We start from the raw sequence: 14,194 nt of genomic DNA on the forward strand, positions 1-14,194 counted from the left end.
ACGTAGGCTGGAACTTCAGGGACGAAAAAAAGGCCACCTTAAAGGTGGCCTTTTTGTTCAAGCTACCCGCGCTCAGGGCTGCTTGGCGTTGTCGATCAGTTTGCGATTGACGGTCACCGGATACTCCTTGCGCAGCGAGGCAAGATAGGCGGCGAAATCGTCCTGCGACACGGTCTGTTCGAGTTGCGCCTTGATCGCTTCGACGCGCGCGGGATCGAGCGCTTCCTTCGGCTGCTTGACGGCGGTGATGCGGAAGATCGCAAAGCCACCATTATCCATCGGGAAGCCCAGATAGGCCGGCAGCTTGTTGGCCGGGGCATTGAAGATGGCGCGCACCATGGTGGCGGCCGGGCCCTGCGCCTGGGCGCGCGAGATGTCCTGCGGCGGCGACCAGTTCAGCGGCGCCTCCTCGCCGGCACGCAGCTTGGCGAGCGACGCTTCGCCCCGCTCCAGCGCCATCTTGCGGCCCGCTTCGAAGCCCAGCTTCTTCTCGATGTCGGCCTGCACTGTTTCGAAGGGTTTGATCGACGGCGGCAGCTGTTCGATCACGCGCGCCGACACCAGGGTGTTCGACGCAGTCTCGATCGCCTGCGTGTTGCGACGGTTCTTGACCGCATCTTCCGAAAAGATCGCCTCACGCAGCTTCTCGTTGTCGAACGGCGCCGGCATCAGCAGCCCCTTGGGAATCAGCGGGCTGGTCTTCACCTGCAGACCAAGCTTTTCGGCAGCCGGAGCAAGACTGTCGGCCTGCTCATAGACGGTATTGCTGAAGGTTTCCGCCAGTTCGGCAAAGCGCCGACGGGCCGCCTGCTTCTTCAGATCGTCGGTAATCTCCGCACGTGCCTGCTCGAGCGTTTTGCCCTGACCGCCGCGGACGTCCTCGACCTGGATGATGTGGTAACCGAAATCGGTCTCGACGACACCGCTGACTTCGCCCTTCTTCAACGCAAAAGCGGACTCCTCGAACGGCTTCACCATGGTACCGCGGCCGAAGAAGCCCAGATCGCCGCCATTGTCCTTCGAGCCCGGATCATCGGAGTTGGCCTTGGCCAGTTCGGCGAATTTCGACGGATCGGCCTTGACCGTCTTCTGCAGGGCCTCGGCCTTGGCCTTTACAGCCTTGCGATCTTCGGCGCTGGCGCCCGCGTTGACGCTCAGCAGGATATGGCGCGCCTTGCGTTCCTCGCCCTGCATGTAGCGTGACTGGTTGGCTTCAAAGGTCTTGCGCACCTCTTCCTCGCTGACCTCCTGTGCCGCCGCAAGCGCGGCTTCGCTGAGCACGAGATACTCGACCTTGACCTGCTCAGGGACAGAGAACTCCTTCTGATTGTCGTCGTAGTACTTGCGCACCTGCTCCGGCGTGATCTTGAACTGCTCGATGAACTCGAACGGGGTGATGATGGCTTCGCTGACCTCGCGCTCTTCCTGCTGCATCTGTGCCCAGCGACGGGCAAGCGAGGCCGGCACGAAGGAACTGCCGGCGACACCGGTGTACAACTGGCGGATCACCAGATCCTGACGGATGCGGGCCAGCAGGCCGTCGCGGCTGTAGCCCTGCGTCTGGGCAACCTGGTCGAAGCGCGCTTCGGAAAACTTGCCGTCGATCTGGAAACCGGGAACGCCGGCGATGATCTGGCTCATGCGCGCATCGGAAACCGTCATGTGCTGACGTTGCGCCTCCTGCAGCAGGATGCGCTGGCTCACCAGCCCGTCGAGGGTCTGCGCACGCGCCTGCGGCGTCTCCATCATTTTCGGATCGAACTGCTCGCCCGCCATGTCGCGCAGGCGATCGGTCTGATCACGCAGCGCCTGTTCGAACTCTTCCGGAGCGATCTTCAGCTTGCCAACGACCGCCGCGTCCTCGCGCACCGCATCGTTGTTCATGTAGGACTCGACGCCGAAGAAGGCGAAGGGCAACACCATCAGCAACAGGACGGCCTGGACCACGCGCTTGTTGTTGCGGACTGCATCGAACATAGGAACCTTTCGCGGAGCCCGGGCTTTTCGGGCGCAGGAAATGAAAAAGGCGAACAACCGTTCGCCCGCTGTCAGTTTTGGCGGAGTGGACGGGACTCGAACCCGCGACCCCCGGCGTGACAGGCCGGTATTCTAACCAACTGAACTACCACTCCAGTTTTGCGGGGCAACGAGGCAGGGACTGGTGGGTGCTGACGGGCTCGAACCGCCGACATTCGCCTTGTAAGGGCGACGCTCTACCAACTGAGCTAAGCACCCCCTGCCTGAAGGTCGCTGCAAAAAACAGCCCGCGATAATACCTCACAAGAGGCTGTTCGCGGGCTGTTGTCAGGCAGCGATCAGTGCGTAACGACCGAGCCGGCGGCCGCGGGTTCCTCGACCTTGGCGACCACGGTTGCCGAATCGGCCTCGGGCAATGGATCGGGCTTGCGCTCGAGCGCGCGCTCGAGCACGTCGTCGATCCACTTCACCGCCACGATCTCGATCGAGTTCTTAAGCGTGTCAGGCATGTCCGCGAGGTCCTTCACGTTCTCCTGCGGAATCAGCGCCGTATGGATGCCGCCGCGTACCGCCGCGAGCAGCTTCTCCTTCAAGCCACCAATGCCCAGCACCTCGCCACGCAGCGTGATCTCGCCGGTCATCGCGACGTCCGCACGGACCGGGATGCCGGTCAGCGCAGACACCAGAGCGGTGGTAATCGCGATGCCCGCCGACGGACCGTCCTTGGGCGTCGCGCCTTCCGGGAAGTGCACGTGCAGATCGGACTTCTCGAACACCTCGTCCTTGATGCCCAGGCGACGTGCGCGCGAACGCACCACGGAGCGCGCTGCCTCGACCGATTCCTTCATCACGTCGCCGAGCGAGCCGGTACGCTGCACCGCGCCCTTGCCCGGCATGGTTGCGACTTCGATCGTCAGCAACTCGCCGCCGACTTCGGTCCAGGCCAGACCGGTCACCTGACCGATCTGGTTGTCCTTCTCGGCAATGCCGAAGGTGTAGCGACGCACGCCGAGGAACTTGTCGAGGTTCTTGGCGTTGACGATCACCTTGGATGAACGCTTGCGCATCACGAGGCCCTTCACCACCTTGCGGCAGATCTTGGACACTTCGCGTTCAAGCGCACGTACACCGGCTTCGCGGGTGTAGTAGCGCACGATATCGCGCAGCGCGTCTTCGGTAACCGACAGCTCTTCCTTCTTCAGGCCATTGTTCTTCATCTGCTTCGGCACGAGATAGCGCTGGCAGATGTTGACCTTCTCTTCTTCCGTGTAGCCGGACAGCCGAATCACTTCCATCCGGTCGAGCAGCGGCGCCGGAATGTTCAGCGAGTTGGCAGTCGCGACGAACATCACGTCCGACAGGTCGTACTCGACCTCGACGTAGTGGTTGACGAAAGTCGAGTTCTGCTCCGGATCGAGCACTTCGAGCAGCGCCGACGACGGGTCGCCGCGGAAGTCCTGCCCCATCTTGTCAACCTCGTCGAGCAGGAAGAGGGGATTCTTCACCGCCACCTTCGTCATGTTCTGCAGGATCTTCCCCGGCATCGAACCGATGTAGGTGCGACGGTGGCCACGGATTTCAGCTTCGTCGCGCACACCGCCCAGCGCCATCCGCACGAACTTGCGGTTGGTCGCCTTGGCAATCGACTGGCCGAGCGAGGTCTTGCCGACCCCCGGAGGGCCGACCAGGCACAGAATGGGCGCCTTCAGCTTGTTGACGCGTTGCTGCACCGCCAGGTACTCGAGGATGCGTTCCTTCACCTTCTCCAGACCGTAGTGGTCCTTGTCGAGAATCTTCTCGGCTTCGGCCAGATCCTTCGAAATGCGCGACTTCTTGCGCCACGGCAGGCCGACCAGCGTCTCGATGAAATTGCGCACAACGGTCGCCTCGGCCGACATCGGCGACATCAGCTTGAGCTTCTTCAGCTCGGACTGCGCCTTGGCGATCGCCTCCTTGGTCATGCCAGCGGCCTTGATCTTCTTCTCGATCTCCTCGAGATCGGCGCCGTCCTCGCCCTCGCCCAGTTCCTTCTGGATGGCCTTGACCTGCTCGTTCAGGTAGTACTCGCGCTGGCTCTTCTCCATCTGCCGCTTCACGCGGCCACGGATGCGCTTCTCGACCTGCAGGATGTCGAGTTCGGTTTCCAGCTGCGACAGCAGGCGCTCGATGCGCTCGGCCGTACCGAACAGCTCGAGGATGTCCTGCTTCTGTTCGAGCTTGAGCGGCAGGTGCGCCGCCACCGTATCCGCCAGACGGCCCGCTTCCTCGATGCTGGACAGCGAGGTCAGGATTTCCGGCGGAATCTTCTTGTTCAGCTTGACGTACTGATCGAACTGGCTGATCAGCGCACGACGCATCGCCTCGATTTCGTGCGAGGTCTGCTCGACGGCGGGCACCGTGGTGACCTGGGCCATGAACAGCGTCTTGATATCGACGATATCCTCGACCGTCGCACGCTGCGTGCCTTCGACCAGCACCTTCACGGTGCCGTCCGGCAGCTTGAGCATCTGCAAGATGTTGGCAACACAGCCAATACGGTAGAGGTCTTCGGGATTCGGCTCATCCTTGGCGGCGGATTTCTGCGCCACCAGCAGGATGCTCTTGCCGGCTTCCATGGCCGACTCGAGCGCCTTGATGGATTTCGGGCGACCGACGAACAGCGGGATCACCATGTGCGGGAAGACGACGACGTCCCGCAGTGGCAGAAGCGGCAGTTCGAGTTGCTCGGGAACGGTTTGGAGGCTGGACATTGCTATTCCTTAACGCGACAGTGTCAGACAGATTGGGGCGGCACTTCCCGAATCAAGCCGCCCCGGCTCCGGCACCCGCGCAGCGCGCAAACCGACGCGCGGGTATCAGTTCGAACCGGACACCTTGGGTTGGTCGGCGAACAGCATGATCGGCTTGGTCTCGCCGTCGATCACGCCCTCGTCGATCACCACCTTTGCGACATTCTCGATGCCCGGCAGTTCGTACATCGTGTCCAGCAGTGCCGACTCGATGATGCTGCGCAGACCACGTGCCCCGGTCTTGCGCTTCAGTGCCTTGCGGGCGATCGCCTGCAGCGCACCCGGGCGCACCTCGAGCTCGACGCCTTCCATCTGGAACAGCTTCTGGTACTGCTTGATCAACGCGTTCTTCGGCTCGATCAGGATCTGGATCAGCGCTTCCTCGTCCAGTTCCTGCAGCGTCGCAACGACCGGCAGACGGCCAACGAACTCGGGAATCAGGCCGAACTTGATCAGATCCTCAGGCTCGACATTGCGCAGCGCCTCGCCGGTGCTGCGGTTATCGCGACTTTTCACCTCGGCACCGAAGCCGATGCCCACCTGCTCGGTGCGATTGCGAATGACCTTCTCGAGACCATCGAACGCGCCGCCGCAGATGAACAGGATGTTGGTCGTATCGACCTGAACGAAGTCCTGGTTCGGGTGCTTGCGGCCGCCTTGCGGCGGCACGCTGGCGACCGTGCCCTCGATCAGCTTGAGCAGCGCCTGCTGCACGCCCTCACCCGATACGTCGCGAGTGATCGACGGGTTGTCGGATTTGCGCGAAATCTTGTCGATTTCGTCGATGTAGACGATGCCCTGCTGCGCACGCTCGACTTCGTAGTCGCACTTCTGCAGCAACTTCTGGATGATGTTCTCGACGTCTTCGCCGACGTAACCCGCTTCGGTCAGCGTCGTGGCGTCAGCCATCACGAAGGGCACATTGAGCAGGCGCGCAAGCGTCTGCGCGAGCAGCGTCTTGCCCGACCCGGTCGGACCGACGAGCAGGATGTTGCTCTTCGACAGTTCGACCTCGTCCTTGCGCGACATGTGGCGCAGGCGCTTGTAATGGTTGTAGACGGCAACCGCGAGAATGCGCTTGGCCGGCGATTGCCCGATTACGTACTGATCAAGGATCTCGCAGATCTCCCTCGGCGACGGCAGATCGCCGCGCGCACTCTTGCCCGCCTGCTCGCTGCTGATCTCGTCTCGAATGATGTCGTTGCACAGATCGATGCATTCGTCGCAGATGAAGACCGACGGCCCGGCGATGAGCTTCTTCACTTCATGCTGACTCTTCCCGCAGAACGAGCAGTAGAGCAGCTTTTCGGAACCCGATTTCTTGTCGGTCATGACTCAACTCCAAACTTGACAGGTACACCTGCGTTGCATGCGGAGACCGCACTCAGGCCGCACTCTCCGCGCGCGTTGTCAGTACCTTATCAATAATGCCGTACTCGCGCGCCTGTTCCGCCGAAAGGAAATTGTCGCGATCCGTGTCGCGTTCGATTGTTTCGATCGGCTGACCTGTGTGGTGCGCCATGATGTTGTTCAGCTTGGCGCGCAGCGTCAGGATTTCCCGAGCGTGGATTTCGATGTCCGACGCCTGCCCCTGAAAACCGCCCATCGGTTGATGAATCATCACGCGCGAGTTCGGCAGGCAGAAGCGCTTGCCCTTCGCACCGGCCGACAGCAGGAAGGCGCCCATGCTGGCGGCCTGACCGATGCACAGCGTAAACACGTCCGGCTTGATGAACTGCATCGTGTCGTAGATCGACAAGCCCGCAGTGACCGAGCCGCCCGGCGAGTTGATGTAGAAGAAGATGTCCTTGTCCGGATTCTCGGATTCAAGGAACAGCAACTGCGCAACGATCAGGTTGGCGGTCGTGTCATTCACGGGTCCGACCAGAAACACCACGCGTTCACGCAGCAGACGCGAGTAAATGTCGTAAGCGCGCTCGCCCCGACCACTTTGCTCGATGACCATGGGCACCATGCCCAGACCGACAGTTTCCGACATCATTCGACACTCTCCCGGACGAGGCCGCCGGTGCGGCCTCTCGTATTCATACAAGCAAGCATCGGACCCGACACGTCGTACCGATCAGTTCGTTGCCATCAGGTCGTCAAACTCGACAGCCTTATCCGACACCTTTGCAACGCCGAGAACCCAGTCAACCACGTTGTCTTCGACAACGAGCGCTTCGACTTGTGCCAGACGTTGCGTATCGCTGTAGTACCAGCGAACGACATCAGCGGGATCTTCATAACTTTGAGCCTGCTCTTCCACCACGGCGCGGATTTGTTCCGGCTTCGCATACAGCTCGTTCTTCTTGACGATTTCGGCAACAACGAGGCCGAGACGGACACGGCGCACAGCTTGGTCGGCAAACCATGCCGGCTCGACCGGAATGTCCTTCACGTTCATGCCGCGTGAGGCAAGATTTGCACGCGCTTCTTCCGCCATGCGCTGCGACTCCTGCTCGACCAGCGCGCTCGGCACGTCAAACTCATGCGTTTCGAGCAGCAGATTCATGACCTCGTTCTTGACGCGTGCCTGCAGACGCTTCTTGACCTCACGTTCCAAGTTGGACTTGACGTCCGCCTTGAGCTGTTCGACGTCGCCGGACGGAACACCGAGGGACTTCGCGAAATCTGCGGAAAGCTCAGGCAGCACCGGGGCCTCCACCGACTTGATCTTGACCTCGAACTGAACCGTCGTACCGGCCAGATCCTTTGCCTGATAGTCCTCGGGGAAGGTCAGCGAAAACGTCTTGGAATCTCCCGCCTTCAAGCCTTCGACATTCGTCTCGAACTCGGGCAACAGCGCGCCCGCGCCAAGAACGACAGGAAAGTCTTCCGCGGTGCCGCCGTCGAAAGCCTCGCCTTCCCGCGTTCCGCGGAAATCCATGACAATCCGATCGTCCTTGGCGGCAGCCTTGTCCGCAACAACGTAGCTGACACGCTGCTTACGCAGAACTTCGAGCGTCTTTTCGACCTCCGCATCCCCGACAGTCAATACCGAGCGCTCGAGTGTCTTGCCGCTGAGGTCCGCCGCAACGATCTCCGGGTACACCTCGAAGGTCGCACTGAAGAAAACCTTGCCAGGCTCCGTGGATTCTGCGGGTTCGATCTTCGGGAAACCTGCAACGCGGAGGTTCTGCTCACGCACTGCGGCGCCGAAAGCTTGCTGAACGGCTTCGGTGAAAGCCTCCGAGCGAGCTTGCGCCGAGTATTGCTGCTCGACGATCTTCATCGGCACCTTGCCCGGGCGGAAGCCGGGCATCTTGACCGTGCGCGCCATCCGCGCGAGGCGAACCGCAACGCTCTTTTCGACATCCGCGGCGACCACCGACATGTTGATCTTCCGCTCGAGTGTGTTCACGGGTGAGGTGTTCTGCGCCATTAGCGAATGTCCTTGAATCGTAGGGAAAAATTAGGCGTGATTGTATGAGATTCCGCGATCGCGGATAGCTTTCTAGGATAACACAGCACGCAACGCTCTGAGCCTCGCGCCCGGTAATCCGATCGCCCAAGTTTGGCGATCATTCGATGCTGCACCTGCGAGCTGCACCCACGTTCGTCGTACCGCCGCGACGTTATCGAGGTCGATGATGTTGATGTTGTGGATGCCGTGTCGTGCGATGGCTTCGGCGGCCCATGATCCGACGCCGCCGATGCCGACGATGGTGACGGATGCGTTGTGGAGTTTTGCGTATGCGCCGTTGCCGTAGAGGCGGTCGATGCCGGAGAAGGCGCGTGGAGTGTTGTTATCGGCCATGGGACGGATTGTGGTCCGGATTTGGTCGTTTGCGGGGTTGTTGGGAGGATGTTCGGCCGCGGGTTCTGGAAGCACAAACGCCCGATCACTGGAGGGTGATCGGGCGTTGTGTTGTGGGGTAGCCTGGCGCTGACCTACTTTCGCGAGCGAGGTGCTCACTATCATTGGCGCGGCTGCGTTTCACGGTCCTGTTCGGGATGGGAAGGGGTGGTTCCACAGCGCTATGGGCACCAGGCTGAAGCTTGTCATGCGTGCGCGAGGTGCATCGGGCACACATGTGGAAGAAGTAAAGGATATGGGGTGATTGTGTGCGCGAGGCACTTGGGATCACCGGTGCTGTTTCAACGATTTGTTGAGCACACGGTTATAGGGTCAAGCCGCACGGGCAATTAGTACTGGTTAGCTTAATGCATTACTGCACTTCCACACCCAGCCTATCAACGTGGTGGTCTTCCACGACCCTTCAGGGGGATCGAGTCCCCGGGAAGTCTCATCTTGAGGCGAGTTTCGCGCTTAGATGCTTTCAGCGCTTATCTCTTCCATACTTAGCTACCCGGCGATGCCACTGGCGTGACAACCGGTACACCAGAGGTATGTCCACTCCGGTCCTCTCGTACTAGGAGCAGGCCCCCTCAAACTTCCAGCGCCCACGGCAGATAGGGACCAAACTGTCTCACGACGTTTTAAACCCAGCTCACGTACCACTTTAAATGGCGAACAGCCATACCCTTGGGACCGGCTACAGCCCCAGGATGTGATGAGCCGACATCGAGGTGCCAAACTCCGCCGTCGATGTGAACTCTTGGGCGGAATCAGCCTGTTATCCCCAGAGTACCTTTTGTCCGTTGAGCGATGGCCCTTCCATACAGAACCACCGGATCACTATGTCCTGCTTTCGCACCTGCTCGACGTGTCAGTCTCGCAGTCAAGCTCGCTTTTGCCATTGCACTTTAGGTACGATGTCCGACCGTACCAAGCGAACCTTCGAACTCCTCCGTTACCTTTTAGGAGGAGACCGCCCCAGTCAAACTGCCTGCCATGCACGGTCCCCGACCCGGATTCACGGGCCTAGGTTAGAACCTCAACGACACCAGGGTGGTATTTCAAGGATGGCTCCTCGTGATCTGGCGACCACGTCTCACAGCCTCCCACCTATCCTACACAAGTCCCGTCAAAGTCCAATGCAAAGCTACAGTAAAGGTTCATGGGGTCTTTCCGTCTAGCCGCGGGGAGATTGCATCTTCACAAACATTTCAACTTCGCTGAGTCCCAGGAGGAGACAGTGTGGCCATCGTTACGCCATTCGTGCAGGTCGGAACTTACCCGACAAGGAATTTCGCTACCTTAGGACCGTTATAGTTACGGCCGCCGTTTACCGGGGCTTCGATCAAGAGCTTGCACCCCATCACTTAACCTTCCGGCACCGGGCAGGCGTCACACCCTATACGTCCACTTTCGTGTTTGCAGAGTGCTGTGTTTTTATTAAACAGTCGCAGCCACCGATTCTCTGCGACCCCGTTGGGCTCCGTCCGCGAGGGACTTCACCTACTGAGGGCATACCTTCTCCCGAAGTTACGGTATCAATTTGCCGAGTTCCTTCTCCTGGGTTCTCTCAAGCGCCTGAGAATTTTCATCCTGCCCACCTGTGTCGGTTTGCGGTACGGTCAATCCATGACTGAAGCTTAGAGGCTTTTCCTGGAAGCGTGGTATCTAGCACTTCAGAGCACGTGGCTCCTCGTCATCACATCTCGGCTAAGCCGCGCGGATTTGCCTACGCAGCACGCCTACCTGCTTAAACCGGGACGTCCAACACCCGGCTGCTATAACCTTCTCCGTCCCCCCATCGCATCATGGATTGGTACAGGAATATTGACCTGTTTCCCATCGACTACGCCTTTCGGCCTCGCCTTAGGAGCCGACTCACCCTACGCCGATGAACGTTGCGTAGGAAACCTTGGGCTTTCGGCGAGCGGGCCTTTCACCCGCTTTATCGCTACTCATGTCAGCATTCGCACTTCTGATATCTCCAGCATCCGTTACCAGACACCTTCGCAGACTTACAGAACGCTCCCCTACCATATGTCTTACGACATATCCGCAGCTTCGGCTCGTGGCTTGAGCCCCGTTACATCTTCCGCGCAGGACGACTCGACCAGTGAGCTATTACGCTTTCTTTAAAGGATGGCTGCTTCTAAGCCAACCTCCTGGCTGTCTATGCCTTCCCACCTCGTTTTCCACTTAGCCACGCATTGGGGGCCTTAGCTGGCGGTCTGGGTTGTTTCCCTCTTGACGATGGACGTTAGCACCCACCGTCTGTCTCCCATGCTCGCACTTCTCGGTATTCGGAGTTTGCTATGGCGGGGTAGATCGCAATGACCCCCCCAACCATTACAGTGCTCTACCCCCGAGAGTGATACATGAGGCACTACCTAAATAGTTTTCGGGGAGAACCAGCTATTTCCAGATTTGTTTAGCCTTTCACCCCTATCCACAGCTCATCCCCTAATTTTTCAACATTAGTGGGTTCGGACCTCCAGTACCTGTTACGGCACCTTCATCCTGGCCATGGATAGATCATCTGGTTTCGGGTCTACGCCCAGCAACTGAATCGCCCTATTCAGACTCGCTTTCGCTACGCCTCCCCTATTCGGTTAAGCTCGCTACTGAACGTAAGTCGCTGACCCATTATACAAAAGGTACGCAGTCACCCCTTTCGAGGCTCCCACTGTTTGTATGCATGCGGTTTCAGGATCTATTTCACTCCCCTCCCGGGGTTCTTTTCGCCTTTCCCTCACGGTACTGGTTCACTATCGGTCGATCACGAGTATTTAGCCTTGGAGGATGGTCCCCCCATCTTCAAACAGGATTTCACGTGTCCCGCCCTACTTGTCGCACGCTCAGACCCGCCATCTACTTTTCGCATACGGGACTATCACCCTGTATCGTCGGACTTTCCAGACCGTTTTGCTAAGTAAATGGTTTAGTCGTGCAGGCTACTCCCAGTTCGCTCGCCACTACTTTGGGAATCTCGGTTGATTTCTGTTCCTCGAGCTACTTAGATGTTTCAGTTCGCTCGGTTCGCTTCCTCTGGCCTATGTATTCAGCCAGGGATGACCCTTACGGGCCGGGTTTCCCCATTCGGACATCTGCGGATCAAAGCTTCATTGCCAGCTCCCCGCAGCTTTTCGCAGGCTTGCACGTCCTTCATCGCCTGTGATCGCCAAGGCATCCACCACATGCACTTATTCACTTGACCCTATAACGCTGTGCTCGACTTGCGTCTCACACCGCACTACAGGATAGTTCTCAAGCGCTCGCGCTATCTATCCCACCGCTGGTTCAAAGAGGTGGGACGATGCAATCACTACCCATGAGATGCCGACGCGGTTGAAACGCCGACATCCCTTTACTTCTTCCAAATTTTTAAAGATCAAACTTCGCACCCTTGCGGGTGAGGTCTGGGCAGCATCTCTGCACCCCACGCCTCACACTCAAAGCTACGGCAACAAGAACAACCGACGTCCCATCAAAGGAAGTGGTGGAGGATGACGGGATCGAACCGACGACCCCCTGCTTGCAAAGCAGGTGCTCTCCCAGCTGAGCTAATCCCCCAAAGACTGCACTTACTCATGCAGGCAATCTGGTGGGTCTGGTTGGGTTCGAACCAACGACCCCCGCCTTATCAAGACGGTGCTCTAACCAGCTGAGCTACAGACCCGGTCCTTCCAGGGTCGGGTGCTCAACGCGGACTCGTCATCACTGACTCGCCCGAGCTCCTTGCCCTTGTTGCTTCTTTAACAGCCGATAGGTTGTGGACACGACCTGATTGTGACTCTAGAAAGGAGGTGATCCAGCCGCACCTTCCGATACGGCTACCTTGTTACGACTTCACCCCAGTCATGAATCTCACCGTGGCGACCGCCCCCCTTACGGTTAGGCTAGCCTCTTCTGGTGAAACCCACTCCCATGGTGTGACGGGCGGTGTGTACAAGACCCGGGAACGTATTCACCGCGGCATGCTGATCCGCGATTACTAGCGATTCCGACTTCACGCAGTCGAGTTGCAGACTGCGATCCGGACTACGATCGGCTTTCTGGGATTGGCTCCACCTCGCGGCTTGGCAACCCTCTGTACCGACCATTGTATGACGTGTGAAGCCCTACCCATAAGGGCCATGAGGACTTGACGTCATCCCCACCTTCCTCCGGTTTGTCACCGGCAGTCTCATTAGAGTGCTCTTGCGTAGCAACTAATGACAAGGGTTGCGCTCGTTGCGGGACTTAACCCAACATCTCACGACACGAGCTGACGACAGCCATGCAGCACCTGTGTTACGGCTCTCTTTCGAGCACCCCCACCTCTCAGCAGGGTTCCGTACATGTCAAGGGTAGGTAAGGTTTTTCGCGTTGCATCGAATTAATCCACATCATCCACCGCTTGTGCGGGTCCCCGTCAATTCCTTTGAGTTTTAATCTTGCGACCGTACTCCCCAGGCGGTCAACTTCACGCGTTAGCTGCGGTACTCAATGAGTCTCCTCACCGAACACCTAGTCAACATCGTTTAGGGCGTGGACTACCAGGGTATCTAATCCTGTTTGCTCCCCACGCTTTCGTGCATGAGCGTCAGTATTGGCCCAGGGGGCTGCCTTCGCCATCGGTGTTCCTCCACATCTCTACGCATTTCACTGCTACACGTGGAATTCCACCCCCCTCTGCCATACTCTAGCCGTGCAGTCACAAGCGCAGTTCCCAGGTTAAGCCCGGGGATTTCACACCTGTCTTACACAACCGCCTGCGCACGCTTTACGCCCAGTAATTCCGATTAACGCTCGCACCCTACGTATTACCGCGGCTGCTGGCACGTAGTTAGCCGGTGCTTCTTCTTCAGGTACCGTCATTAGCGAGCTATGTTAGAGCTCGCCGTTTCGTTCCTGCCGAAAGAGCTTTACAACCCGAAGGCCTTCTTCACTCACGCGGAATGGCTGGATCAGGGTTGCCCCCATTGTCCAAAATTCCCCACTGCTGCCTCCCGTAGGAGTCTGGGCCGTGTCTCAGTCCCAGTGTGGCTGATCATCCTCTCAGACCAGCTACAGATCGTTGCCTTGGTAGGCCTTTACCCCACCAACTAGCTAATCTGACATCGGCCACTCCAATCGCGCGAGGTCTTGCGATCCCCCGCTTTCTCCCTCAGGACGTATGCGGTATTAGCACTTCTTTCGAAGTGTTATCCCCCACGACTGGGCATGTTCCGATGTATTACTCACCCGTTCGCCGCTCGCCGCCAGTCCGAAGACCGCGCTGCCGCTCGACTTGCATGTGTAAAGCATTCCGCCAGCGTTCAATCTGAGCCAGGATCAAACTCTTCAGTTTAATTCCCAAAACTCGTCAGAATTCACAGGTATAAGCTTTCGCTTAAAACCTTTGATTCGTATGAGCACTTCAATTTAGTTGTCATGCGATCAACCACCACCCCAGGAATCCCTGAAACGACAGCTGCTCGCCGTTACAACCACGCCGTGCCCACACCTATCGGCTGTTTGTTTTGTTAAAGAACGTTCGCTGCTTTGTTACTGTTTTGCTGCCGCTTTCGCTGCAGCACAGAAGTGAAACTATAGCACGTTTTCAGATCTGCGCAAACATTTTTGAAACTTTTTCTCGCTCACCGTT

General features: G+C 58.5%; 6 protein-coding genes, 4 tRNA genes and 3 rRNA genes. All 13 read right to left on the minus strand.

Features of this window, described 5'->3' with window-relative positions:
- Positions 1–72: 72 nt before the first annotated feature.
- The gene (locus tag ACQ66H_RS16390) at positions 73–1,977 is read right to left on the minus strand and encodes a SurA N-terminal domain-containing protein (RefSeq protein ID WP_430434901.1); all 1,905 of its coding nucleotides are present in this window, start codon (positions 1,975–1,977) and stop codon (positions 73–75) included.
- Between the two features lie 78 nt (positions 1,978–2,055).
- Positions 2,056–2,132 (minus strand) — tRNA-Asp (locus tag ACQ66H_RS16395).
- A 27-nt stretch (positions 2,133–2,159) separates the two neighbouring features.
- Positions 2,160–2,235, minus strand: a tRNA-Val gene (locus ACQ66H_RS16400).
- Positions 2,236–2,315: 80 nt separating this feature from the next.
- A complete protein-coding gene (gene lon, locus ACQ66H_RS16405) occupies positions 2,316–4,727 on the minus strand; it encodes an endopeptidase La (RefSeq protein WP_430434902.1) in 2,412 nt (803 codons plus the stop codon).
- A gap of 105 nt (positions 4,728–4,832) precedes the next feature.
- Positions 4,833–6,098: an ATP-dependent Clp protease ATP-binding subunit ClpX gene (gene clpX, locus ACQ66H_RS16410; RefSeq protein WP_430434903.1), complete on the minus strand. Its 1,266-nt coding sequence runs from the start codon at positions 6,096–6,098 to the stop codon at positions 4,833–4,835.
- 52 nt (positions 6,099–6,150) lie between these two features.
- Positions 6,151–6,768 carry an ATP-dependent Clp endopeptidase proteolytic subunit ClpP gene (clpP, locus tag ACQ66H_RS16415; protein WP_430435655.1) on the minus strand — a complete coding sequence of 206 codons (618 nt, stop codon included), beginning with the start codon at positions 6,766–6,768 and terminating at the stop codon, positions 6,151–6,153.
- 81 nt (positions 6,769–6,849) lie between these two features.
- On the minus strand, positions 6,850–8,151 hold the full coding sequence (gene tig, locus ACQ66H_RS16420) for a trigger factor (RefSeq protein ID WP_430434904.1): 1,302 nt from the start codon (positions 8,149–8,151) through the stop codon (positions 6,850–6,852).
- Between the two features lie 72 nt (positions 8,152–8,223).
- On the minus strand, positions 8,224–8,526 hold the full coding sequence (locus tag ACQ66H_RS16425) for a ThiF family adenylyltransferase (protein ID WP_430434905.1): 303 nt from the start codon (positions 8,524–8,526) through the stop codon (positions 8,224–8,226).
- 121 nt (positions 8,527–8,647) lie between these two features.
- Positions 8,648–8,761 (minus strand): 5S ribosomal RNA (gene rrf / locus ACQ66H_RS16430).
- A gap of 133 nt (positions 8,762–8,894) precedes the next feature.
- Positions 8,895–11,782: ribosomal RNA gene (locus tag ACQ66H_RS16435) — 23S ribosomal RNA — on the minus strand.
- Between the two features lie 280 nt (positions 11,783–12,062).
- A tRNA-Ala gene (locus ACQ66H_RS16440) sits at positions 12,063–12,138 on the minus strand.
- A gap of 29 nt (positions 12,139–12,167) precedes the next feature.
- Positions 12,168–12,244 (minus strand) — tRNA-Ile (locus tag ACQ66H_RS16445).
- 120 nt (positions 12,245–12,364) lie between these two features.
- Positions 12,365–13,897, minus strand: a 16S ribosomal RNA gene (locus ACQ66H_RS16450).
- The 16S, 23S and 5S rRNA genes sit together here with 2 tRNA genes alongside, the layout of an rRNA operon.
- Between the last annotated feature and the right edge of the window lie 297 nt (positions 13,898–14,194).

Origin of the sequence: Methyloversatilis sp. (assembly GCF_965284615.1) — a bacterium.
GTDB lineage: Bacteria > Pseudomonadota > Gammaproteobacteria > Burkholderiales > Rhodocyclaceae > Methyloversatilis.